This window comes from Bradyrhizobium huanghuaihaiense, assembly GCF_007830635.1.
Taxonomy (GTDB): domain Bacteria; phylum Pseudomonadota; class Alphaproteobacteria; order Rhizobiales; family Xanthobacteraceae; genus Bradyrhizobium; species Bradyrhizobium huanghuaihaiense.
Genome location: NZ_VLLA01000006.1, coordinates 283,942 through 307,964 on the forward strand (window position 1 = coordinate 283,942; position 24,023 = coordinate 307,964).

Genomic DNA, 24,023 nt, shown 5'->3' on the forward strand with positions numbered 1-24,023 from the left:
GATGACCGGCAACGAGCACAACGCAGCTGAGACTTACGAGTGCGACGTGCTCGTGGCCGGATCGGGTTGCTCCGGCATGTCTGCCGCGATCACCGCGCGCCACCGCGGCCTCGACGTGCTGATCGTCGAGAAGGAGCCGCGCTTCGGCGGTACCACCGCTCGCTCCGGCGGCTGGCTGTGGATTCCCGGCACCTCGCTGGCGAAGGCATACGGCATCGAGGAAACACCCGAGCAGGCGCGCACTTACTTGCGGCACGAAGCCGGCAACAATTACGACGCCGCGCGCGTCGACGCCTTCCTCAGCGCCGGCCCCGAAGCCGTCGATTTCTTCACCACCAGGACGGCACTGCGCTTCGACATGCCGCTGGTGTTCCCGGACTATCATGCCGAAGCACCCGGCGGCGCCCAGGGCGGCCGCTCCATGGTGACGCGCCCGTTCGACGGCCGCGAGCTTGGCGACCAGATCAAGACGCTCGGCATGCCGCTGCCGGAACTCACCGTGTTCGGCATGATGCTTGGAAGCGGCAAGGAGATCATCCATTTCATGCGCGTGACGAAATCGCTGACTTCGGCGGTCTATGTCGCCAAGCGCCTGTCGCGCCATCTGATGGACGTACTGCGCTACGGGCGCGGCATGACGCTGACCAATGGCAATGCGCTCGCGGGACGCCTTGCGAAGTCCGCGCTCGATCTCAAGATTCCGATGTGGCTGTCTTCGCCCGTTCGCGAGCTGACCGTGGAGAACGGCACTGTCACCGGCGCCATCGTCTCGCACGAGGGACGCGACGTGCGCGTTCGCGCACGGCAGGGCGTCGTGCTCGCCTGCGGCGGCTTCCCGCATGATGTCGAACGGCGCAAGAAAATGTTCCCGCACGCACCGACCGGCAATGAGCATTTCTCGCCCGGCCCGACCGGCAATACCGGCGATGGCCTGCGCCTTGCGGAAAGCGCCGGGGGACGCATCGAGGACCGCCTGCCGAACGCGGCAGCCTGGGTGCCGGTATCGCTGACCACGCGCAAGGACGGATCGAAGGGCGTGATGCCGCACTTCATCGACCGCGCCAAGCCCGGCGTGATCGCGGTGATGCGCGACGGCAGGCGCTTTGCCAATGAGGGCAATTCCTATCACGACTTCGTCCAGGCCATGATCAAGGCCGCCAAGCCTGGCGACGAGATCGCGGCGTACCTCGTCTGCGATCACCAGACGCTGCGCAAATACGGCCTCGGCTGCGTGCCACCCTTCCCGATGCCGCTGGGTCATCACCTCAATACCGGCTATCTCATGCGCGGCGATACGCTGGAAGGGCTGGCGGCAAAGGCCGGCATCGATGCGAAGGCGTTCACCGAGACGGTCAAGCAATTCAATGCAACCGCGCCGTTGGGACATGATGCCGCCTTCGGCAAGGGTTCAAAAGCCTATAACCGCTATCAGGGCGACGCGCTGCATGGTCCGAACCCCTGCGTCGCGCCGATCGAGAACGGCCCGTTCTACGCGATCAAGATGGTGATCGGCGATCTCGGCACCTATGCCGGCATCGTCACCGACGAGAACGCGCGGGCGCTCGATGGCGAAGGCCGGGTGATTCCCGGCCTCTATGCCGCCGGCAACGACATGGCGAGCATCATGGGCGGCAATTATCCCGGCGCCGGCATCACGCTTGGGCCGGCGCTGACCTTCGGCTACATTGCCGGCCGTCATCTCGCCGAGAGCGCCGCGAGGCGCAACGCGGCGTAAGCCAACGTCTGGAGGCGCATGAAGAGAGAAAGCCGCGGCATCCAGTCGATCGAGGTCGGCGGAGAATTGCTCCGCGCCCTCGCCAGAAGCGGCGAGCCGATGATGCTGCGCGATCTCGCGCGCGAGGCGGGCATGACGCCGGCCAAGGCGCATCCTTATCTCGCCAGTTTCTCCCGCATCGGGCTGATCGAGCAGGACGAGACCACCGGCCGCTACGAGATCGGCGCGCTGGCGCTGGAGCTCGGTCTGATCAGCCTGCGCCGCCTCTCCGGCGTGCGCATCGCAGGGCCGAAGATCGCGGCACTTGCGAGCCAGATCGGACATGCGGTCTCGCTGGCGGTCTGGGGCACGCATGGCCCGACCGTGGTGCAGTTAGAGGAGCCCGGCCAGCCCGTGCACATCGTGATGCGCGCAGGTTCAGTGATGGCGCTACTGGAGACCGCAACAGGCCGCGCCTTTGCCGCTTTCCTGCCGGAGAAGACGATCAATGCCGCGCTCGAAAGCGGCCTCGACCGCCTTGGCGTGGGTTACAATCCGAAGCGAGCGGTAAAAGGCGCGAAGGTCGCCGACATGCTCACCGAGGTGCGCAAGCACGGCCTCGCCCGTGCGCTCGGGGACCCCCTGCCCGGCGTCAACGCGTTCTCGGCGCCGGTGTTCGACCATTCCGGCCATGTCGCGCTCGTCATCACCGCGATGGGCCCGGAAGGCACTTTTGATGCGCGCTGGGACAGTCCGATCGCCCATGCGCTACGCGATTGCGCCGGTGGTATCTCGAAACGGCTTGGCTACGGGATGACCGTTGCAGCGGAGTGAGCTCTATGAGTCGTCCTGGCGAAAGCCAGGACCCATTACGCCAGGGAGCAGTCGTCGCCCAAGCTGGCGACCACGAGCCTTCGCCAAACCACGTCTTGTGGTAATGGGGCCTGGCTTTCGCCAGGACGACATCGAAGGCGTGGAGCGACCTTCCCCTACTTGTCCTTCACCGGCACCGTGTAGTTCAGGATCAGCCGGCCGCCATCCGGATAGATCGTCTGTCCCGTGATGTAGGACGCATCGTCGCTGGCAAGGAACGCCACGACCGAGGCCACCTCGCTCGGCTCGCCGCCGCGGCCGGCCGGCGTGCGTGACATCACGGTCTTGCGGGCATCCTCGGACGTGTAGATCGACGATGCCACCATGTCGGTCAGAATCGTGCCCGGCCCGACCGCGACGACGCGGATGTTGTGCGGGGCAAGCGCGACGGCCGCGACCGACGTCAGCTGCTTCATGCCCCCCTTCGACATCGCGTAGGTCGCAAGCGCCGGGATCGCCAGCAGCGCGTTCACCGAGGACATGTTGATGATGACCCCGCCGCCGCCCTGCGCGATCATCTGCTTCGCCGCCGCCTGTACGCCGAAGAACGCGCCTTTCAGATTGATGCCGATGATCTCGTCGAATTCCTCTTCGGAGATCTCGAGGATGTCCCGGTTGCGGGCGACGCCGGCGTTGTTGACCATGATGTCGAACCGGCCGAACTCCTGCACGGCGGTTGCAACGAGCTTATCAACGTCCGCGCGCTTGGCGACATTGCCGACGACGGTACGCAGCGCATCCGGCCGCCCGAGCTCGGCGGCCGTCGCGGCAAGTCCATCCGCATCGACATCCGAGATGACGACCTTGACGCCGTCATCCAAAAACCTCTTCGCACAGGCCTTGCCGATGCCGCGCGCCGCGCCGGTGATGGCGGCGACCTTGCCGTTGAGCTTCATGTGTGCGCCTCCCGAAAACAGGACGCCCTGTCGGGCGTCAATTCGCCGCTGACCTTGCCGCGGCCGGCATGTAGATCTGCGCGTAACCTTCCTTGATCGCGGCGGTGATGCGATCGAGGCGGCGGTCGATGTGCTTTTCCAGCACGGACACGCAGGTCTCTTCGTCGCGCGCCTTCAGGCCTTCGACCACGGCACGGTGCTCGGCTTGCGTATTCGAGCGGTTGATGCGGTCCATGTCGATCCAGCGCACGAAGCGGATGCGAGCGTTGACGTTGCGCAAGACGCGCAGCATCTCGGCATTGTTCGACATCCCCATCAGCCGCTCGTGGAAAGTCTCGTCCAGCTCGACCAGTTCCACCGAGGAGCGCTCGCCGGGATCGGGGCCGGTGGCTTCGAGGAATTTCAGCAGCGCGTCGATGTCCTCGTCCCTGGCGCGCTTGATGGCAAGGCGGATCGCGGCGACCTCGATCGACTTGCGCAGCTCGTAGAGATCGAAGATCTCGTGCGCGTCAAGCTCGCGGCAGAAGAAGCCCTTGCCCGGCGTGAAGCGCAGGAAGCCTTCGGTGTTGAGGCGGTTGAGCGCCTCGCGCAGCGGCGTGCGGCTGACGCCAAGGCGCTTGGCCAGCTCACCCTCGTTGAGCCGTTCGCCCGGCTTGAACTCGTAGCTCACGGCCATCGCCTTGAGCTGCTCATAGACGCGATCGACGATACTGTCGGAAGCCAGTTCCACGTTGCTCATCATCAGCTGCATTCATGCCCGAACACAGCCCAATATACTGGGGCTGTGTGGATGATTGCAATCCAAACAGCTGCTTAGCAGAGCTTGTTCAGAGCTTTGCGACAACCGGAATCAGGCAAAGGCGCGCGGGCGCAGTCCAGCATGAAACCAGGTGATCATGGAATAGATGTCGTAGACGGGCAAGCCGACCTCGGCCTGCAAGGCTGCCGCATAAGGCGGCATGTTGGTGCATTCGAGCACGATGGCGCCGACATCAGGGTTTTTCGCGACAAGCTCCTTGCCGGCCTCGACCACGTCGCGCTCGGCCTGCGCGATGTCCATGTCGTCCTTCTCGGCCTTGATCAGGACTCGAAAAAACTCCTTGCCGTGCTCGGTGCCGACCAGCGGCGTATCGAGCGGCACGCCGGCGCCTTCGAGATGGGCCGGCGTCAAGGTCGAGCCCGACACCGTGACGAGGCCGACGCGCTTGCCGGGGGGCAAGGTCGCCTGCACCCACGGCACCTGCATCAGCGACGAGGTCGCGACGGGAACGCCGACGGCCGCCGCGATCTCCTTCTGGAACAGCGAGAGGAAACCGCAATTGGTGGTGATGGCTTCGGCCCCGAGCCGCACGAGGTCCTTCGCAGCATCGATGAAGTCAGGCAGCAGGCCGGCCGCGCCCTTCAGCACCACCTTCTCCGGCGAAGCGCCGCTCACCACGCGATAGAGCACGGGGAACGGCCAGGTCGTGCCGTTGCCCATGTCGCCAGGGATGCGGGGGAAGCGCGCTTCCAGCATCAAAATGCCGAGCGGCGCGCCGTAGACGGCCTTGCCGCCGCGGGCAATGCGAGAAGGCGAGTTGGCAGGATAGGTCATGGTGCGATCTCAGAGGAAGCGATCGGGAGAGAACGGCGTGAGCGGAATTTCGGGCGGCTTGCCGCTCAGAAGCTGGGCGACGAGACGGCCGGTGCGCGCGGAGCCGACCAGGCCGACATGGCCGTGGCCGAAGGCATAGACAATGTCGCGCGAGGCGCGCGCGTGGCCGATGCAGGGAAGTCCGTCCGGCATGCTCGGCCGATGCCCGAACCAGGTTTTGATGCGCGAGGCCGGGATATCCTTCGGCAGTTTCGGGAACATGCCGAGGAGGTGGTTGCGCAGGATCTCGGCGCGCTTCCAGTTCGGCGCGGCCTCGAGGCCGGCGATCTCGACCGTGCCGGCGGCACGCAGGCCCTTGTTGGTCCAGTTCACCACCATCTTGGCGTCGGACGCCATCATCGAGCTGCGCGGACCGGACTCGGGATTCTCGATCATGACGTGATAGCCGCGCTCGGTCTCGAGCGGCAGGGGATCGCCGACCGATGCGGTGAGCTGTTTTGAGCGGGCACCGGCGGCGACCACCGCGGCATCGCAAGGAATCTCGCCGGTCTCGGTGAGAACGGCCACGAGCTTGTTGCCGGAGAGCTTCAGCCCGGTCGCCCTGGCCCGCACATGCTTGGCGCCACTGGCTATCGCGTGATTGGCGAGAGCCGCAACGTAAGCCCCGGGATCGCGGCAGCGGCCCGCCTCCTCCACCACGACGCCAAAGGTGTAGCGCGGATGCAGCTCCGGCTCGCGCTGGCGCATCTCGTCGGCGTTGAGCTCCAGCCACTCGACGCCGACCTTCTTGCGCAGGCGCCAGCCGAGATCGTTGTCGAAATTGCCGCGCGACGGGAAGACATGCATCACGCCGTTGCGCTCGACCAGGTCAGGCACGCCCGCTTCTTCCGCGAGCTTCCGGTGCAGCAGCGGCGCGTCCTTCAGGAGATCGCGCAGCGCGAACGCCGTCTTCTCGACCCGCGCCGCGGTCCAGCCCGAGAGCAGGTACTTGATCAGCCAGGGCAAGGCCTTCGGCAAATAGGACCAGCGGATCGCGAGCGGCCCGAGCGGATCCATCAGATAGCCCGGCACCTTCTTCCAGACGCCGGGCTCTGCCGGCGGGATCACCGAATGCGAGGACAGCCAGCCGGCATTGCCGTAGCTCGCCGCCTGTTCGCCGCCGGGCTCGCCCGGATCGATCAGGGTGACGCGATGACCCTCGCGCAGCGCCTCGATGGCGCTGATCACGCCGACCGCGCCGGCTCCGATGATGGCGACGTGGCGGCCTTCAGGCATCGCTTACGCCTTTACCTGCGGCACAAAGTCCTTGCCGACCGAAATCGCCCTGGAATCGATGATGCAGTGGAGGATCGACGGCTTGCCGGAGGCCAGCGCGCGCTCGAACGCCGGCGCAAACTCTTCGGTGCGCTCGACGCGCTCACCATGGCCGCCGAACGCTTTCGCATACATCGCGAAGTCGGGGTTCTTGAGCTGAGTGCCGACGACGCGGCCGGGATAATCGCGCTCCTGATGCATGCGGATGGTGCCGTATTGCGAATTGTCGACGACGATGACAACCAGCGGCGCGTCGTACTGCACGGCGGTCGCGAATTCCTGGCCGTTCATCAGGAAGCAGCCGTCGCCAGCAAAGGCGACGACGACGCGATCCGGGAACTGCCGCTTGGCGAGCACCGCCGCCGGTACGCCATAGCCCATCGACCCCGAGGTCGGCGCGAGCTGGGCGGCAAAGCTGTGGAAGCGGTGATGGCGGTGGATCCAGCCGGCATAATTGCCCGCGCCGTTGCAGACGATTGCGTCCTTGGGCAGGCGGTCGCGCAGCCAGGTCATGACCTGACCGTACTGGAACGAGCCCGGCAGTTCGCGCGCCTTGTCGGTCCAGGCGAGATAATCGGCATGCGCCCTGGCCGCCTCGCCCTTCCAGGCAACGGCACCTGAAGGCTTCAGCGTCTCGACGGCGGCGGCGAAGGCGGCGGGCGTCGCCTGGATCGCGAGTTCAGGCTGATAGACCCGGCCGAGCTCCTCCGAGCCCGGATGCACATGGATCAGCTTCTGCTTCGGCGTCGGGATGTCGAGCAGCGTGTAGGACGAGGACGGCATCTCCGACATGCGGCCGCCGATCAGCAGGACGACGTCGGCATTGTCGATGCGCGCCTTCAGGCTCGGGCTCGGCCCGATGCCGAGATCGCCGGCATAGTGCGAATGATCGGCATCGATCAGCGAGGCCCGCCGGAACGAGGTCGCGACCGGAAGGTCGAACCGCTCGGCAAAGCGCGCGATGCTCTTGGTGGCCTCCTCGCTCCAGCGCGAGCCGCCGAGGATGACGAGCGGCGCCTTGGCGCTCGCGAGCATCGCGCCGACCTGCTCGATATCGGCAGGCGCCGGCCAGCTCACGGCAGGCTCGATGCGCATCGCGTCGGCAACGGCGGCGGTCTCGGTCAGCATGTTCTCCGGCAGCGCGATCACGACGGGACCGGGACGGCCCTGCATGGCGACGCGGAAGGCGCGCGCGACCAGCTCCGGAATGCGGTCGGGGCGATCGATCTCGACGGCCCATTTCGCCATGGGACCGAACACCGCCTTGTAGTCGAGCTCCTGGAATGCTTCGCGCTCGCGCATGCCGGTATCGACCTGGCCGACGAACAGGATCATCGGGGTCGAATCCTGCATCGCGATGTGGACGCCGTGGCTGGCATTGGTGGCGCCGGGGCCGCGGGTGACGAAGCAGACGCCGGGCCGGCCCGTCAGTTTGCCATAAGCCTCCGCCATCATCGCGGCGCCGCCCTCGGCGCGGCAGATCACGACGTCGATCGGGCTGTCATGCAGCGCATCGAGTGCCGCCAGATAGCTCTCGCCCGGCACGCAGGTGACGCGCTCGACGCCTTGGGCGACGAGCTGATCGATCAGGATCTGGCCCCCGGTGCGGGTGTTGCGAATGGTCATGACAGCTCCCTGCAGGCTTTGGCGATGCGCTTCAAGGCTTCGCGCAAGTTTTGTTCCGAGGTGGCGTAGGACAGGCGGACATCAGGTGCAAGGCCGATGCAAACAGTGCAGACGGCATCGGCACGCATGTCAGCCGCGCGCAGCGATTGCGATCACCTCGATGCGGTAGGCGGGATCGGCGAGCTCGACCTTGCCGCAGGCGCGGGTCGGCGCGTTGCCCGGCACGACCCAGGCGTCATAGACCGCGTTCATGGCGTCGAAATCGTCCATGGTCCTGAGCCAGACCTGCACGCTGAGCAGGCGCGACTTGTCGGTGCCGGCGCGCGCCAGCATGTCGTCGACCTTGGCCAGCGCTTCCTTTGTCTGCTGGGTGATGTCGGCGGTCTTGGTGTCGGCCACCTGGCCTGCGAGGAAGACGAGATCGCCGAACACGGAGGCGCGGCTGCGGCGGGCGTTCTGGTCGATGCGGGTGATATCTGACATGGGATGTCCCTTTACTTGCCGGTGGCGATGATGCGGCGGCAATGATCGAGTGCGGCGCCGATGAGGTTGTCGCTCGCCTCCGGCGTGCGGAACGCCGAATGCGCCGACAACGTCACGTTCGGCAGGTTTGTCACGGGATGCCCGGCCGGCAGCGGCTCGACGGTGAAGACGTCGAGACCGGCATGCGCGATGTGGCCTGAACGCAGCGCCTCCAGCATCGCGTCTTCGTCCACGATGGCACCGCGCGCGGTATTGATCAAAATGCTGCCCTTGCGCATCTGCGCGATGCGCTCGCGCGACAGAAAGCCCTTGGTCTCGTCGTTGAGCAGAAGATGCAGCGAGACGACATGGCTTTCGGCGAGCAGCTTCTCCAGTGAAACGAACGCGACGCCCGGATGCGTCTTTGGCGTCCTGTTCCAGGCGATCACTTTCATGCCGCAGCCGGCCGCCATGCGTGCCGTTTCCGCCGCGATGCCGCCGAAACCGATCAGGCCGAGCGTCTTGCCGGTGAGCTGCATCGCGTCACGGCGCAGCCAGTTGCCCTCGCGCATGCCGCGGTCCATCTCGCCGAAATTTCGCGCGGAGGCCCACATCAGCGCGATCGCGCATTCGGCAACCGCGGTGTCGCCATAGCCCTTGATGGTGTGCACGGAGATGCCGCGCTGGCTAAGCTCTTCCGGGTTCATGTAGCTGCGCGCGCCGGTGCCGAGGAAGACGACATGCTTCAGCGCCTTGCACTTCCCGGCAATCTCCGTCGGCACCGCGGTGTGATCCACGATCATGATCTCGGCATCGCCGATCAGGCCGGGCAGGTCGTCGGGCTTGATGGAGGGATTGCGGTTGATGCTGACAGGCAGATTGACCGCACCCAGCAGCTTCTCGGTGACCGCGGCCAGCGTGTCGTTGGCATCGACGAAAACAGCACGCACAGACTTTCTCCTCTCATCCCGGATCGCAGACCGGACCGCGAGCCGGCCGGGTCTCACGCAATTTTCTCTTGCTTTGCCAACGGACTAGGCTCCGAACTGCCTCATCGCTCAAATCACCGGCAAAGTCGCAATACCATATTGCATTACGATCTGAATACAGAAATAGTCCACGAGCCGGAGCTGTTGATCATTCCCCAGGGGAGCACTGACCATGAACCGCAGGGACGCACTCACCACCGTCGCGCTGGCGGGCGCCGCAATGGCCGCGACCGCCTCGGCCAAGGCCGATACCGCGCCGACCTCCACGCTCGATCGCATCAAGAAGACCGGCGTGCTGCGGATCGCGGTCATCGCCGGCCAGGACCCCTATTTCCACAAGGACCTCGCGACCAATCAATGGTCGGGCGCCTGCATCGACATGGCGAACGACATCGCGGGCAAGCTCGGCGCCAAGGTCGAGCCGCTGGAATCGACCTGGGGCAACCAGATCCTGGATCTGCAGGCCGACAAGATCGACCTCGCCTTTGCCGTGAACCCGACGCCCGAGCGTTCTCTCGTCATCGACTTCTCCACCCCGATCCTGGTGCACTCCTTCACCGTCATCACCAAGAAGGGCTTTGCCAAGCCTGCGACCTGGGCCGAGCTCAACAAGCCCGAGGTCAAGATTGCGGTCGACATCGGCTCGACGCACGAGACGATCGCGCGCCGCTACTGCCCGAAGGCGAACATCCTCGGCTTCAAGACGCGCGACGAGGCGATCCTCGCGGTCTCGACGGGCCGCGCCGACTGCAATGTCTCGCTGGCGGTGCTCTCGATCTTCACGCTGAAGAAGAATCCGACGCTCGGCGAGCTCGCGATCCCGCGGCCGCTCCTGACGTTGCCGACCAATCTCGGCATCCGCGCCGAAGCCGATCGCCGCTACAAGGATTTCCTCAGCGCCTGGGCCGATTACAACCGTTCGCTGGGCCAGACCCGCGAATGGCTGCTGAAGGCCTATGAAACCGTCGGCCTGAGCGCCGACGACATTCCGGGCGAGGTGCAGTTCTGACGGCGGTCTAAAGCGGAACCCCTTGTGGGGGACGCTATCGCGGATGGCTTCTTGGGGACGGGCGGAGCAAGCGCCTCGTCCTTCGAGACGACCGCTTCCAGCGGTCTCCTCTGAAGCTAAGCAGCATTGGTCCCGTTGAAATTGCCGCCGCGCACTCCGCCTTCATCCTGAGGGCCCGCCATCGGCGGGCATCTCGAAGGGTGGGCCGCAGGCAAGCTGCCCGCCACGTTTTTCTTCATATGCGATCGCCCTACCGAGGTTGTGCAGTTGCGAACATCCGGATCGCGGCATGGTGATCCAACAGGTTGATTTATCTCAAGACTGCATTCGGAACGCGAGCTAGCCTATCTCGCAAGGCAGCGATACGTCCGGACAATCGGGAGGTAGAGCATGTACCGGCACATTCTCATTCCGACAGATGGGTCTCAGCTAGCGGAGCGCGGGGTGGCGCATGGATTGGCGCTGGCGAAATCCCTTGGCGCCACCGTATCCTTCATCTTCGTTGTGGAACCATTTTCCGAAGTGTCAGGCCGGTTCCTCGAAGCAGTCGCAACATATGCCGAGCTGCGCAAGGAACAGGCCGCGAGCGTATTGGATGGCGCGGCAAAAGCGGCCAGGACGGCCGGTGTCTCCTGCGAGACGATTCAAGCGGAGAGCGGGCAACCCCATCAGGCCATCATCGCAGCAGCCACGGACAAAGGCTGCGATCTCATCGTCATGTCGTCGCATGGGCGCAGCGGACTTGCCGCGCTTCTCATCGGGAGCGTGACGAACAAGGTGCTGACGCACGCAAAGACACCCGTCCTGGTCTGTCCATGAATGTGAGCCCCAAAATGTACACCCGGATTCTCCTGAGCACGGACGGATCGGACGTCGCGAGAAACGGCATCAAGCATGGGATTGCTTTGGCAAAGGCCTTGAAGGCCAAGGTGACGGTCATCGCCGTGACGGAATCACTGCCAATCGACTACGGGAGCGGACACGCCTCGGGATGGATACCGTCGCAGCAGGAAATCGATAGCTTCGACGCGGCCTGCAAGGAGCGTGCGGGCAAACTCCTCGACGAAGCGCGCGCCATGGCAGAGCAAGCCGGGTTATCCGCAGAACTCTTGCACGTTCCGAATGCGCACCCGGCCACCGCGATTATCGAAACAGCAAAGTCGGGAGGCTGCGACTTGATCGTCATGGGCTCTCACGGGCGCCGCGGTCTCAAGAAATTATTTTTGGGGAGTCAAACATCGGAGGTCTTGGCCGACGGAAGCGTGCCGGTTTTGGTCGTACACTAACGAGCGGAAATGCGCAGCCTCGGTGAAGGCCGGCTCCCAGCTCGCGGAGCCAGGTCACGCCGCCCGGCCTTCTTGTTCGATAGGCTCATCCTGCCTCCCTGATTTTCTTCTTGTCGTTGTCGCCCGCGCTCAGCTCCGCCCACAGGCGAGAGCGCACGCCTTCATTGAGCGGCACAACATGGAACGGCTGGCCGAAGACGGCGAGCGGCTCGTGAGGTAGCTCGAACCGCGGCCAGGCTTCCGCAACGTCAGGCACACCCATCGTGACGAAGCGCAGCAGGCTCGCCTGAAACCGCGCCGCGACGTCGATGTCGGCAGGCGTCATCGGTCCGCCCTTGCGCTTCAGGATCGGGCGATCGATGAAGTCAGGCAGATGCGCCCAGAGGCAGGCGTTGTCCGCGCCGTGGGTCGGCCCTTGCGACAGGAACGGCTCCAGCGCCGGCCGATGGTCGAACCGGCTCAGCCACACCGCGCCGCCGACGGCTGCATGCAGCCGCGCGAGATCGGCCATCGGGCGGTGCCAGAATGCATCCGACAGCAGCGCCTCGTACGGATCCTCGTCGGGACGTGCGGTGGCGCGGTAGTAGGACAGCAGGCGTCCCCAGCCGGCATCACCGAAGGCGGCACGCACCTGCCGCTCGGTGGTGCGGATCATCGCGGCGGGCGGCGTGCTCTTCAGGAACATCACCATCTCGTCGCGGCAGGAGCCGAGCCAAAGCGGAATGTCGCGCAAGCTTCCGTCGGCGAAGACGTCGCGCGGCTCGCGCGCGATCACGGTGCCGTCGAGCACCGGGCCGAACACGGTGCCTGACTCCGTCTCATCAGCGAGCCTACGGCCGACCCGCTCCACTGCGGTAAAGAGTTTTGGCAGCGGCACAGACCTGATCGCCGCCGGATCGCGCGCCAACTCGAGTTCGTCGAGCGCGCGGCGTGCGACCTCGTCGGCATGATCGGCGCTCATGATGGTTCGCCCGGGCGCGCTGAGCGCGAGCGCGCGGATGAACTTGCCTTTGGCCTGCGGCAGGGTTGCGAGCGCAATCACCATGGAGGCGCCGGCCGACTGGCCGGACAGAGTAACGGCGTCCGGATCGCCGCCGAAATTCGCGATGTTGGCGTGCACCCAGTCGAGCGCGGCGAGCGCGTCCTGGAGCGCGAGGTTGTTCGCCTCGCCCAGGCCGTGACGATGCAGTTGCAGGAAGCCGAGCGGGCCGAGCCGGTAATTGATGGTGACGATCACCGCCGGGCCGTGCTTGGCGAGGAAGCCGCCGTCATAATCGGCGCCGCCGCCGGTGACGAAGGCACCGCCATGGATGAAGACCATCACCGGCAGCGGGCGATCCACCCCTGCCGGCGTCCAGACGTTCAGGCTGAGACAGGACTCCTCCGCCTGATCGAGATGTCCGGGCTGCGGCGCGAATGCGCCGTAGTCCGTGCAGCGGCGCGGCTCCGTCCACGCAGGCGGCCGCGTTGCCTTGGCAAAACGTCGCGCGGTCGCGAACGGCACGCCCTTGAAGGCACGCACAGCCCCCTGCTCGGCCCCGACAACGGGACCATTCGTGGTCGGAACTGCATTGGTCAGCATGCGATGCCCTGCCCTTCGCTCAAGCGCGGCGCTTGCCGAGATCGGCGATGTCGACGGTGTGGGTTTCGCGCGCGGTCGCAGCCGCCGCGGCCGAGATCACGCAGCAGCAGGCGACGAAGATCGCGACGGGAATCCACCCCTGAGGCCCTTCTCCGACCAGGCTCGCGCTCACCAGCGGCGTGAAGCCGGCGGCGAGGAAGCCGAGCTGGGTGCCGATCGCGGTGCCGGAATAGCGCACACGCGCCTCGAACATCTCGGCGTAGAACGACGGCCAGATCGCGTTCGGCGCGGCATAGACCACGCCGGACAGGATCATTGCAGCGGCGAAGATCGCGATCGTGTTGCCCGACGTCACCAGCATGAAATAGGGGAACAGCAGCACGGCGCAGCCGAGCACGCCGCCGATGAACACCGGCTTGCGGCCGATCTTGTCCGCGAGCAGGGCCCACAGCGGCTGGGTGATCAGCGCGGTGACGTTGCCGAGCACGCCGGCCCAGAGCATGGTCGGACGCGCCACGCCGAACTTGGTGGTGGCATAGCCGAGGGCGAACACGGCGGTCATGGTGCTGACGGTGGCGATCAGCGCGCAGACGATGACGCGAAGCACATCGGGCCAGTAGTCGCGCAGCAGCGCGACGACGGGGAAGCGGGCCACTTGCGCCTTGTCCTTGATGTCCTCGAAGACAGGCGTTTCCGGCATGGTCCGCCGCACCAGATAGGCGACGAGCAGCACGAGCGCGGAGAGCAGGAACGGAATGCGCCAGCCCCAGCTCAGCAGCTGGTCTTCGGGCAGGCTCGACACCGGGATGAACACCAGCGTCGCCAGGATCGCGCCGGCCTGGGTGCCGCTCAGCGTCCAGCTCGTGAAGAAGGCGCGGTTGGAGTTGGCGGAGTGCTCCAGCGTCAGCGAGTTCGCCCCGCTCTGCTCGCCGGCGGCCGAGAGGCCCTGCAACAGGCGAAGCAGCGTCAGGATAACAGGCGCGGCATTGCCGATCGATTTCGCGTCAGGCAACAGCCCGATCGCGAGCGTCGAGCCGCCCATCAGCACCAGCGTGAACAGCAGCACCGCCTTGCGGCCGATGCGATCACCGTAATGACCGAGGATGACGGCGCCGACGGGCCGCGCAATGTAGCCGATGCCGAAGGAGAGGAGCGCAAGCAGCGTCGCGGTCGAGGGATCGACGTTGGCGAAGAACACCTTTGGGAAGATCAGCGCCGCCGCGGTACCGTAGATGAAGAAGTCGTAGTATTCGAGCATGCTGCCGACGAAGCTGACGAGCGCGGCGCGCTTGGGCAGCTTGTTTTGCGCGGCCTCCGCGCCGGATGATGCGTGCAGCGATGCGGTTGACGTCAACGTCATCAAATTCCTCCCCATGTGCGAGGTGCGGTGCTCGTCAGGGCGTCCGCCCCGCGCGCATTTTGTGGTTCTGGTTGCCGCAACCTTGGTTTCAATTCATAATGTACGAACTAGTACGTTTATGCAATACGCGTTGGATCACGGCCAAGGCGGACGAAATTTGCCTTCACCTTCAAGGCGATCCATGGAAACTGGTGGGAGAAACAGCAATGCTCGAGCGCATGCCGCCCCCATCGAAGCGCACCAACGACCCCGAGCGCACCAAGCGCGACATCCTCGAAGTGGCGATGGCCGAATTCGCCTCGGAGGGCTATTCCGGCGCCCGCGTCGATGCGATCGCGGCGCGCACGCGTACGTCCAAGCGCATGATCTATTACTATTTCGGCGGCAAGGAGCAGCTCTACCTCGCGGTGCTGGAGGAGGCCTATCGCAGCATCCGCGCGCTGGAGGACCAGCTCGACATCGAAAGCTGCGACGCCCGCGAGGGCCTGCGCCGGCTGATCGAGGCGACCTTCGACCATGACGAGCGCAACCCCAACTTCATCCGCCTCGTCTCAATCGAGAACATCCACCACGGCAAGCACCTGAAGCAGAACATGCAGCTGCGTCAGCTCAACGCCAGCGTGATCGCGACCCTTGACGGCATCCTCAAGCGCGGTCGCAGCGAGGGCGTCTTCCGCAACGACGTCGACGCCATCGACCTGCACCTCGCCATCTCGTCCTACTGCTTCTTCCGCGTCGCCAACCGCCACACCTTCGGCGCCCTGTTCGACCGCGACCTCAGCGAGCCGAAGGTACTGGCGAAGAGCCGGGCGCAGATCGTGGAGATGATCTTGGCGTGGTTGGGGGCGAAGTGAGAGACCCGCAGCCCGGATGAGCGAAGCGATATCCGGGACAAATGGCCCCGCATGTCGCTTCGCTCATGCGGGCTACGGCAACCTCACCCACTCCTCTTCTGCCGCGTGCTCGCCAGCAGCACCAGCATGAAGGACGCCGCCGTCATCAGCGTCGAGATCGCGGCGATGGTGGGGTCGATCTCGTCGCGGAGTGCGGTGAACATGCGCTTGGTCAGCGGCTGATACTGGCCGCCGGAGATGAACAGCGCGACGATGGTCTCGTCCATCGCCGAGATGAAGGCGAAGATGCCGCCGGCGACCACGCTGGACTTGATCTGCGGCAGCGTCACCGCGAAGAAGCTGCGCAGGCGGTTCATGCCGAGGCTGCGCGCCACCATCTCCTGGGCGGGATCGAAGCTCTGCAGGCCGGCCAGCACGGAGATGACGACATAGGGCAATCCCAGCATCACGTTCGCCAGCACGAGGCCGGGCATGGTCGCGACCAGGCCGACCTTGGCATAGACGAAGAAGATGCCGACGGCAGTGATGATGATCGGCACCACCAGCGGCAGCAGCAGCGCCATGTGGATCAGCCGCATGATCCGCAGCTTCGACTGGCTGATGGCGTAGGCAGCGGCCACGCCGAACGGGGTCGCGATCACCACGGTGAGCAGCGCGACCGTCAGCGTCACCCGCGTCGCCTGCATCCAGGCGGCGTTCGAGAAATACTGCTCGTACCAGCGCAGCGAGAAGGACGGCGGCGGGAAGGTCAGGAAGCGCGCGCTGGAGAACGAGATCGGCGCGATGATCAGCACGGGCAGGATCAGGTAGACCAGCACCAGCGCGCTGATCACGTAGAGGGCCATTCGGGCGGGCGAGGCGCGCATCATTTCTGCCCCAGCACGCGATCGAGCGAGATGAAGCGGCTGACGACGAAGAAGATCGCGAGCACGCTGAGGAGCAGCACCACGGCAACCGCGCTCGCAGCTCCAAACTGGTTGTAGAGCTCGACATTGCGGCTCACCAGCATCGACACCATCACGGTGCGGCCGCCGCCGAGCAATTCCGGCGTGATGTAGAAGCCGAGGCAGAGCACGAACACCATGGTGCAGCCGGCGAGCACGCCCGGCAGCGACAACGGCAGGAACACGCGCATGAAGGTCAGCGACGGGCTCGCGCCCAGGCTGGCGCCGGCCTGCATGAGATCGTTCGGAATCTTCTGCATCGTGGCATAGAGCGGCAGCACCATGAACGGCAGCAGGATATGCACGGTGGCGACCACCGTACCGAAGGTATTGTGGACCAGAGCGAGCGGCTCGGAGATGGCGTCGAGATAGCGCAAAAACTGGTTGATCACGCCGGTGCGCTGCAGCAGCGCGAGCCAGGCATAGGCACGCACCAGCACGCTGGTCCAGAACGGCAGCACGACCAGCGACAGGATCAGGATGCTCCACCCTTTCGGCACCGAATTGGCGAGATAGGCCACGGGATAGCCGAGCAGCAGCGCGATCACCGTCACCGCAAGGCTGATCTCGAAGGTCAGCGCAAAGCTGCGCCAGTAGACGTCTTCGGTGAAGACGCGGCGATAATTCTCCAGCGTGAAGCCGTCATGATAGATCGACTGCCAGGCGAGCCAGCCGACCGGCAGCACGATCAGGGCCAGGATCACCAGCAGCGCCGGCGACACCAATGCCAGCATCAGGCCGTGCTCGCGGCGCTGATGTTTTTGGGAGGGATCTGGCACGGATGTCGTCAACGCTGCCTCGGCTCGTTGAGTGGTCCGGTTCGGCGGCCGCCGAACCGGCTGGCTTACTTCTGCATGAACGACGCCCAGCGCTTCTCGGCGGCCTCGCCGGCCGGCGAGGACCACCAGGCGTAGGACATCAGCGCCTGCTTGGCCGCATTGGCCGGCTCGCTCGGCAATTGCGCGGCGCGCTCGGGCTTGATCACATTGGTCTCGAACGCCTTGGGGTTGCCCGGACCGTAGTCGATGTGCAGCGGCAGATTGGCCTGGTGCACGGGATCGACGGCCTCGTTGAGGAACTTCACGGCCGTTTCCAGATTCGGCGCGCCCTTGAGAATGCAGAGCGAGGTGCTCTGCAGGATGCCCTGGTTGTAGGTGAAGGCGACCTTGGCGCCCTCCTTGGCGACGGCGCTGACGCGGCCGTTCCAGGCCATCTCCATGTCGACTTCGCCGTCATTGAGCAGCTGCGCCGATTGCGCGCCCGAGGTCCACCACACCGTGATGTGCGGCTTGATCTCTTCCAGCTTCTTGAAGGCGCGGTCGACGTCGAGCGGGTGGAGCTTGTCCGGCGCGACGCCGTCGGCCATCAGCGCCGCCTCGAGCGTCGCGAACGGGTGGTTGCGCAGCGCGCGGCGACCAGGGAATTTCTTGACGTCCCAGAAATCGGCCCAGCTGTTCGGCGCGTCCTTCGGGAAGGTCTTCTGGCTGTAGGACAGCACGCTGGAATAGAACTCGTAGGAGACCGAATAGGGACTGCGATAGGCCTCCGGCATCGCCGCGCCGTTCGGAATCTTCGAGAAGTCGAGCTTCTCGATCAGCCCCTGCTCGCCGCCGCGCAGGCAGTTGCCGGTCGGGGTATCGACGACATCCCAGATCGGCTTGCCGCTGCCGACCTGCGTCTTGATCGCGGGCCAGGCGTCGGGAATGGAGTCCTGGTTGATGGTGATGCCGAGCTTCTTGGCGGAGGGATCGAGGATCGCCACCGTCTGCGCCTGCTGATAGGCGCCGCCCTGCGAGACGAAGGTGATCTGCTCGGCGGCATCAGCCGCGCTGGTCAATCCGATTGCGCCCAGCAGCGCGCAGCCCAGTCCGAAATTGCGCTTCATATTCATCCTCACCTCCTCCAAATGATCTCACCGACCGATCGCATCGAGAAACTGGTACCAGCCGGCGACCATGCGCACGGCGGGCTCGCGCAGCGGATAGAACGGTATAGCCTTCATGCGCCGTGCATCGAGCAGGCCCATGTCGGGCGTCTCGCCGCGTACGAAGGCGGCCAGATATCGGCCCATCAGGCTCGACATCGCAACGCCGGCGCCGTTGTAGCCGACCGAGAACAGCGTGCGGTCGTCGAGCCGGCCGATATGCGGAACCGAATCCAGCGTCATCGCGACGAGGCCCGACCATTTGTATGCGAGTGGGACGTCAGCGAGATCGGGGAAGATGCCGACCATCGCCTTGCGCAAGGCATCGAATGCGGCTTGCGAATCCTGCTTGCCGAAGGCGCCGCGGCCGCCGAAGATCACGCGGTTGTCGACCATGCGGAACCAGCGCATCATGCGCTTGGTCTCGGTGTAGGTGCGCCCCGTCGGCATCAGCTTTCCGGCGAGATTGCCGGGGAGCCGCTCGGTTGCGACCATGGCGCTGCGGAACGGGATCAGCGTGCGCTGCAGATGCGCGGTCGCGCCGGTCAGGTCGGAATAGCTGTTGGTGGCGATGATCGCCTGTTTTGCGCGCACCGCGCCGCGCGGCGTTTCGGCAACGATGCCGTCCTTCTCGCGCCGCAACCGCACGACCGGCGACTCCTGGAAGATGGGCACGCCGCGGCGCGCCACGCCGTCGGCGAGACCGCGCAGATAGTTCAGCGGATGGATCCCGCCCGAGCCGGGATTGAGCACACCGCCCACAAAAATGTCGGAGCCGGTCTCCTCGCGCACGCCGTTCTTGTCGAGAACGCGCACCTCGGCCGAGCCCATCTCGCGCGTCATCCAGTTGGCTTCGTCGATCGCGGCCTTCAGCGTCGTCTCGTTATGCGCGGCCTTGACCTGGCCGGTGCGGGTGAGGTTCGCGCTGGTGATACCGAATTCGGAGACGAGCTCCTCGACCATGTCGGTCGATTCATGCGCGATCTCGTACATGCGCCGCGCCATGGCGCGCCCATGCGCGGCGTCGATCTCGCGGAACGACAGGCGGAACTTTGCGGTGATCACCCCGCCATTGCGCCCGCTCGCGCCCCAGCCGGGACGGTTGGCCTCGAGCACGACAGGGCTCAGCCCGCTCCTCGCAATGTGATGCGCGGCGGAGAGGCCGGTGTAGCCGGCGCCGATGATCACCACATCGGCCTGTTGCTCGCCCGACAGCACGGGATAGTCGCGCGCCGGCTCCGCCGTGGCTTCCCACAGCGAATTGACCGATGGCAGCGCGCGCCAGTCCCGTGTCATGCCACAGCTCTCCGTTACGCCGCCGGACCGATCGCCGCATCCGCGAGCGCCTTCAGCGTCGGGAAATGGAAGTCCGGCTTGGTCAGCGTTTCAACCGCAGGCGTGCCGCCGAAGCCGGCGATGCCCTGGCGGCGCTCGATCCAGCACACCTTGTAGCCGAGCTTCCGCGCGATCCCGATGTCGTGATACTGGCTCTGCGCGACGTGCAGGATGTCGGACTGCTTGTAGCCGAAGGCGGACTGCCGACCCTTGTTGTAGGCGAAGAATTCCGGGTTCGGTTTTGCCACCCCGGTGTCGTCGGCGCAGACGGTGTCGTCGAAGGGATTGCCCAGCGCATGCGCGTAGCACGAGAGCGCGACGCGATCGGCATTGGTCATCGCGACCAGGCGGAACTTCGTGCGCAGCCGCTTGAGCGCCTCAACGGAATCGGGGAACGGCCCCCAGCGCAGCACAGCAAGCTGGAACACGTCGCAGGAGGCGTCATCCGCCGGCAGCCCGAGCTCCTTGGCGAGATAACGGTAGACGTGGAACATGACCTCGCTCGAGCGCTCGTAATGCTTGTCGCGGCCGCGCTTGTAGGATTCGAAGATCTTGTCGTCGCTGAGCTCGGCCGGCGTCTTGCCCGAGATCCTGCGCACCGCGGAGAGCACGCCGGTCTCGAAGTCGATCAAGGTGCCGACGACGTCGAAGGTGAGGACCTTGAAATTGCTGAACGCGGCTTGGGTCGACATGTGGTTTCTTCTCTCCGGTTGGACGCGGCTTGAATTCAGTCCCCCACCCGGGGCACCACGATGGTGTCCTCGGGATGGAGCGTGACGGTGAGGCTGCCGCCGAGCGGCGGAATGCGGTGATAGGCCTGGTGGTAGCTCGGCTGGCGCAGGCTGAGCGCGATGCCGTCGGCGAGCGCGAGGAAAATGCGCAGGCTCTCGCCCTGGTAGACGATGTCGGTGACGGTCCCGGTCAGCCGGTTGCAGGCGGCATCCTGCGCCCCGTCGTCGATCAGCAGCTTCTCGCTGTGCACGGCCAGCATCAGCGCGTCGCCATCAGGGATCGCACGCGCGCTGCGCAGCAAGGCATTGCCGAGCGCGACGCTGGAGGCATCGACGCGGCGGACCGGCAGCATCGTCGCCTCGCCGATGAAGCTGGCGACGAAGGAATCGGCGGGATGATCGTGCAGCCGCGCCGGCTCGTCGATCTGGACCAGGCGGCCGTCCTTCATGACGGCGACGCGGTCGCTCATGGTCAGCGCCTCGCGCTGGTCGTGGGTGACGTAGATGATGGTGGCGCCGATACGCCTGTGCAGCGCGCGCAGCTCGATCTGCATGGATTCGCGCAGCTGCTTGTCGAGCGCGGAAAGCGGCTCGTCCATCAGGATCAGGCGCGGCTCGAAGATCATGGCACGCGCCAGCGCCACGCGCTGGCGCTGGCCGCCGGAGAGCTGCGCGATGCCGCGCTCCTCATAGCCGGCGAGGCCGACCATGCTGAGTGCCGCGCGCACCTTGTCCGGCCAGGAGGATTTCGGCAGGCGCCGCGCACGCAGCGGAAAGGCGACGTTCTCGCCGACGCTCATATGCGGAAACAGCGCGTAGTTCTGGAACACGACGCCGATGTCGCGCTTGTGCGGCGGCATGTAAGTGACGTCGCGGCCGCCGAACAGGATGGTTCCCGACGTCGGCAGGATGAAGCCGCCCAAAATGCCGAGCAGCGTGGTCTTGCCGGAACCGGAGGGGCCGAGCAGCGAGACGAATTCACCGGCGCCGACATTGAGCGAAACGTCGTCGAGGGCGCGAACGGCGCCATAGGCCTTGCTGGCGGACCTGATCTCGACGCTTTCCGCTCGCTTGTCCAACGATCGACCTCGCCATGTCCCTGCGCTGGCGTGCCTCACTGCACGCCATAAGCCTGCTTTATAGACAGGGATTCTGGGCAGCCACGGCCGAAGCGTGCGCTGCACCAAATCTTCTCTCGAAGGCCCTGTCTTTAGGCTGTCATCCCAATGACACCAGACTTGCCAAAACTCGGCAATTGCCAAATTCTCACCGCGCTCATAACATGACGTTATGCCAGAGCTCCGCCGCATGCTGCCGTCCAGCAACGCCCTGTTCGTCTTCGACGCAGCGGCGCGCAACGGCAGCTTCACCGCGGCGGCCGCCGAATTGAACGTGACGCAGCCGGCGGTGAGCCGGATGCTTGGCCAGTTCGAGGAGCATCTCGGCGTCCGCCTGTTCGATCGCAAGGCGGGCCGCGCGGTGCTCACCGAGGAAGGCGAGATGCTCTATCGCCGCGTGCTCGAGGGCTTCCGCAGCATCGAGAGCGGGCTCGTCGAGATCGAGCGGCGCCGCAAGGGCACCGAGACGGTGACGCTGTCGGTCTCCTCCGCCTTCACCACGCATTGGCTGATGCCGCGCATCGACAAGCTGCAGAAGCAGTTTCCGCAAGTCGATCTGCGCTTCCAGCTCATCTCCGGCGCGCTGCGCGGGCCGGTGGAGAATGTCGATCTCGGCATGCGCTTTCGCGATCGCGAGGAGCCCTCCTCCGGCGGCACGCTGATCATGAAGGAAGTGATGCTGCCGATGTGCAGCCCCGGCTATCTTGGCGAGACCGATCCGACTGAAGGCAACACCATCATCCGCCTCGCCGAGACGCCGGGCGACTGGGCTGCGGATTACGCATCGCTTCTCACCGGGCGCCGCGGCGCGGCCAAGGCGCTCAGCTTCACCGATTATGCCGTCGTGGTGCAGGCCGCGCTGCTCGGCCAGGGCATCGCGCTGGGCTGGCTGACGGTCGCCTCGCACTGGCTGCTCACCGGCGCGCTGGTGCCAGCCTCCGACACGCTCACCACCACGCGCCGCATCTGCGAATTCCTGCCGCCGCGCAACCGCTTGATGCGCCCGATCGCCGCCGAGATCCGCGACTGGATCATCGCCCAGATGAAAAGCGAGATCGCCGCGATCGACCGGCTCTATCCGAAGCTCGGCGCGATGGAGGCGTGCTATTAAGCTTCCTCTCTCTCCACGTCATTGCGAGCGAAGCGAAGCAATCCAGAATCCCTCCGAGGAGACAGTCTGGATTGCTTCGCTCCGCTCGCAATGACGATGTGGATACTACCGATGCTCAATCGCCCTGATGGCGCCACGCAACTCCGCGAGGCCGCGCAGGCGGCCGATCGCGGTGTAGCCGGGATTGGTGCGCTTGGTGGCGGCGAGATCGTCGAGCATGCGGTGGCCGTGGTCGGGGCGGAACACGATCCTCTTGTCCGGCGAACGTCGCGCGTTCTCCTTCAAGAGCGCCTTGAGCACCGCGACCATGTCGACGTCGCCGTCGAGATGATCGGACTCGTAGAACGACAGGCCATCCGCCTCGCGCTTGGTCGCGCGCAGGTGGGCGAACGCAATGCGCGGGCCGAAGCGTTCGGCCATCTCGGGCAGATTGTTCTCCGCGCGCACGCCGAGCGAGCCCGTGCACAGGCAGATGCCGTTCGCCTTTGACGGCACGGCATCGAACAGTGCCTGATAGTCGTCGGCACTGGAGGCGATGCGCGGCAGGCCGAACAGCGGCCGCGGCGGATCGTCCGGGTGCAGCGTCAGGGAGACGCCGAGCTGCTCGGCGACCGGCGTGACACGCGCGAGGAATTCCGCGAGGTGCTGCCGCAGGATTTTCGGCGTGATGTCGCGATAGGTCTCGAGCCGGTCGCGGAATTGCGGGATCGTCATCGGCTCCGTGGTCGAGCCCGGCAGCGCGCTGGCGATGACCATGACGAGATAGTCGATGTCGGCCTGGCTCATCTGCTCGAACAGTTTTTTCGCGCGCGCCTGCTGCTCGGGCGAATATTCCTGCACGGCCGCCGGGCGTTTCAGGATATGCAGCTCGAAGGCGGCAAAGCGATCCTGGTCGAAGCGCATGGCGCGGGCGCCGTTGGGAAGCTCCCATTCGAGGTCGGTGCGGCACCAGTCGACGACAGGCATGAAATTGTAGCAGATGATCTTGATGCCGGAGGCGGCGACCGCCTCCAGGCTTGCGATCCACGCCTCGATCGACTTCGTCGCCTTTCCGCCGAGACGCTTGACGTCGTCGGGGATCGGGATCGACTCCACCACCGACCAGGTCAGCTTTGAGCGGCCAGGCTGGCCGTTCTCGATAAAATTCTTGCGCTCCTCGACCGCCTTGCGCGTCCAGGCCTCCCCGATCGGAACCTGATGCAGCGCCGAGACGATATCGCTCGCCCCGGCCTGCCTGACGTCATCGAGCGAGACCGGATCATCGGGCCCGTACCAGCGCCATCCCTCCAGCATCATGCTTC

23 protein-coding genes are annotated in these 24,023 nt (G+C 65.5%); 7 read left to right on the forward strand and 16 right to left on the reverse strand.

All coding sequences use genetic code 11. The features are described from left to right. The first annotated feature begins 1 nt into the window (after position 1). Positions 2 to 1,735, forward strand: a complete 1,734-nt coding sequence (locus IQ16_RS15875; protein WP_018641175.1) for an FAD-dependent oxidoreductase — start codon at positions 2 to 4, stop codon at positions 1,733 to 1,735. 18 nt (positions 1,736 to 1,753) lie between these two features. Continuing rightward, positions 1,754 to 2,548, forward strand: a complete 795-nt coding sequence (locus IQ16_RS15880; RefSeq protein ID WP_018641176.1) for an IclR family transcriptional regulator — start codon at positions 1,754 to 1,756, stop codon at positions 2,546 to 2,548. A gap of 155 nt (positions 2,549 to 2,703) precedes the next feature. On the opposite strand, the gene IQ16_RS15885 is transcribed toward IQ16_RS15880, so the two are convergent. The 7 genes from IQ16_RS15885 to IQ16_RS15915 form a co-directional block, all read right to left on the reverse strand. Continuing rightward, positions 2,704 to 3,483: an SDR family NAD(P)-dependent oxidoreductase gene (locus IQ16_RS15885; RefSeq protein WP_018641177.1), complete on the reverse strand. Its 780-nt coding sequence runs from the start codon at positions 3,481 to 3,483 to the stop codon at positions 2,704 to 2,706. A gap of 37 nt (positions 3,484 to 3,520) precedes the next feature. Continuing rightward, positions 3,521 to 4,225, reverse strand: a complete 705-nt coding sequence (locus IQ16_RS15890) for a GntR family transcriptional regulator (RefSeq protein ID WP_244635725.1) — start codon at positions 4,223 to 4,225, stop codon at positions 3,521 to 3,523. 108 nt (positions 4,226 to 4,333) lie between these two features. Further along, on the reverse strand, positions 4,334 to 5,077 hold the full coding sequence (locus IQ16_RS15895) for an aspartate/glutamate racemase family protein (RefSeq protein ID WP_018641179.1): 744 nt from the start codon (positions 5,075 to 5,077) through the stop codon (positions 4,334 to 4,336). 9 nt (positions 5,078 to 5,086) lie between these two features. Further along, positions 5,087 to 6,352 (reverse strand): NAD(P)/FAD-dependent oxidoreductase, encoded by a 1,266-nt coding sequence (locus IQ16_RS15900; protein ID WP_018641180.1) that lies wholly within the window; start codon positions 6,350 to 6,352, stop codon positions 5,087 to 5,089. Between the two features lie 3 nt (positions 6,353 to 6,355). Next, entirely contained in the window at positions 6,356 to 8,017 is a 1,662-nt protein-coding gene (locus tag IQ16_RS15905) for a thiamine pyrophosphate-binding protein (protein WP_018641181.1), read from the reverse strand. 129 nt (positions 8,018 to 8,146) lie between these two features. Then, a complete protein-coding gene (locus IQ16_RS15910; RefSeq protein ID WP_018641182.1) occupies positions 8,147 to 8,500 on the reverse strand; it encodes a RidA family protein in 354 nt (117 codons plus the stop codon). An 11-nt stretch (positions 8,501 to 8,511) separates the two neighbouring features. Beyond that, on the reverse strand, positions 8,512 to 9,429 hold the full coding sequence (locus IQ16_RS15915; protein ID WP_018641183.1) for a D-2-hydroxyacid dehydrogenase family protein: 918 nt from the start codon (positions 9,427 to 9,429) through the stop codon (positions 8,512 to 8,514). Between the two features lie 211 nt (positions 9,430 to 9,640). Here IQ16_RS15915 and IQ16_RS15920 point away from each other — a divergent pair, with 211 nt between their 5' ends. The 3 genes from IQ16_RS15920 (at position 9,641) to IQ16_RS15930 (ending at position 11,763) form a co-directional block, all read left to right on the forward strand. Beyond that, positions 9,641 to 10,477, forward strand: coding sequence for a transporter substrate-binding domain-containing protein (locus tag IQ16_RS15920; protein WP_018641184.1), 837 nt, complete (start codon positions 9,641 to 9,643; stop codon positions 10,475 to 10,477). A 390-nt stretch (positions 10,478 to 10,867) separates the two neighbouring features. After that, positions 10,868 to 11,296 carry a universal stress protein gene (locus tag IQ16_RS15925; RefSeq protein WP_018641185.1) on the forward strand — a complete coding sequence of 143 codons (429 nt, stop codon included), beginning with the start codon at positions 10,868 to 10,870 and terminating at the stop codon, positions 11,294 to 11,296. A 14-nt stretch (positions 11,297 to 11,310) separates the two neighbouring features. After that, positions 11,311 to 11,763 carry a universal stress protein gene (locus IQ16_RS15930; RefSeq protein ID WP_018641186.1) on the forward strand — a complete coding sequence of 151 codons (453 nt, stop codon included), beginning with the start codon at positions 11,311 to 11,313 and terminating at the stop codon, positions 11,761 to 11,763. A gap of 85 nt (positions 11,764 to 11,848) precedes the next feature. Here IQ16_RS15930 and IQ16_RS15935 read toward each other — a convergent pair whose 3' ends face one another. Continuing rightward, entirely contained in the window at positions 11,849 to 13,345 is a 1,497-nt protein-coding gene (locus IQ16_RS15935) for a carboxylesterase family protein (protein WP_018641187.1), read from the reverse strand. A 19-nt stretch (positions 13,346 to 13,364) separates the two neighbouring features. After that, complete coding sequence (locus IQ16_RS15940; protein WP_018641188.1) at positions 13,365 to 14,705, reverse strand: MFS transporter; 1,341 nt, start codon at positions 14,703 to 14,705, stop codon at positions 13,365 to 13,367. A 206-nt stretch (positions 14,706 to 14,911) separates the two neighbouring features. On the opposite strand from IQ16_RS15940, the gene IQ16_RS15945 reads away from it, so the two are divergent. Continuing rightward, the gene (locus IQ16_RS15945; RefSeq protein ID WP_018641189.1) at positions 14,912 to 15,559 is read left to right on the forward strand and encodes a TetR/AcrR family transcriptional regulator; all 648 of its coding nucleotides are present in this window, start codon (positions 14,912 to 14,914) and stop codon (positions 15,557 to 15,559) included. Positions 15,560 to 15,642: 83 nt separating this feature from the next. Here the strand turns inward: IQ16_RS15945 and IQ16_RS15950 are convergent, their stop codons facing one another. The 6 genes from IQ16_RS15950 to IQ16_RS15975 form a co-directional block, all read right to left on the reverse strand. Next, positions 15,643 to 16,428: an ABC transporter permease gene (locus IQ16_RS15950; RefSeq protein ID WP_018641191.1), complete on the reverse strand. Its 786-nt coding sequence runs from the start codon at positions 16,426 to 16,428 to the stop codon at positions 15,643 to 15,645. Beyond that, on the reverse strand, positions 16,425 to 17,237 hold the full coding sequence (locus IQ16_RS15955; RefSeq protein WP_018641193.1) for an ABC transporter permease: 813 nt from the start codon (positions 17,235 to 17,237) through the stop codon (positions 16,425 to 16,427). The genes IQ16_RS15950 and IQ16_RS15955 overlap by 4 nt, the downstream gene beginning before the upstream one ends. A gap of 110 nt (positions 17,238 to 17,347) precedes the next feature. Further along, complete coding sequence (locus IQ16_RS15960) at positions 17,348 to 18,394, reverse strand: ABC transporter substrate-binding protein (RefSeq protein WP_145831591.1); 1,047 nt, start codon at positions 18,392 to 18,394, stop codon at positions 17,348 to 17,350. Between the two features lie 21 nt (positions 18,395 to 18,415). Next, positions 18,416 to 19,723, reverse strand: coding sequence for an NAD(P)/FAD-dependent oxidoreductase (locus IQ16_RS15965; protein ID WP_018641197.1), 1,308 nt, complete (start codon positions 19,721 to 19,723; stop codon positions 18,416 to 18,418). 14 nt (positions 19,724 to 19,737) lie between these two features. Beyond that, positions 19,738 to 20,454: an HAD family hydrolase gene (locus IQ16_RS15970; protein ID WP_018641202.1), complete on the reverse strand. Its 717-nt coding sequence runs from the start codon at positions 20,452 to 20,454 to the stop codon at positions 19,738 to 19,740. A 35-nt stretch (positions 20,455 to 20,489) separates the two neighbouring features. Continuing rightward, a complete protein-coding gene (locus tag IQ16_RS15975; protein ID WP_018641203.1) occupies positions 20,490 to 21,572 on the reverse strand; it encodes an ABC transporter ATP-binding protein in 1,083 nt (360 codons plus the stop codon). A gap of 211 nt (positions 21,573 to 21,783) precedes the next feature. Here IQ16_RS15975 and IQ16_RS15980 point away from each other — a divergent pair, with 211 nt between their 5' ends. Further along, positions 21,784 to 22,722, forward strand: coding sequence for a LysR family transcriptional regulator (locus IQ16_RS15980; protein WP_018641204.1), 939 nt, complete (start codon positions 21,784 to 21,786; stop codon positions 22,720 to 22,722). Positions 22,723 to 22,827: 105 nt separating this feature from the next. Here the strand turns inward: IQ16_RS15980 and uxuA are convergent, their stop codons facing one another. Beyond that, a complete protein-coding gene (gene uxuA / locus IQ16_RS15985; RefSeq protein ID WP_018641205.1) occupies positions 22,828 to 24,018 on the reverse strand; it encodes a mannonate dehydratase in 1,191 nt (396 codons plus the stop codon). Positions 24,019 to 24,023 lie beyond the last annotated feature (5 nt).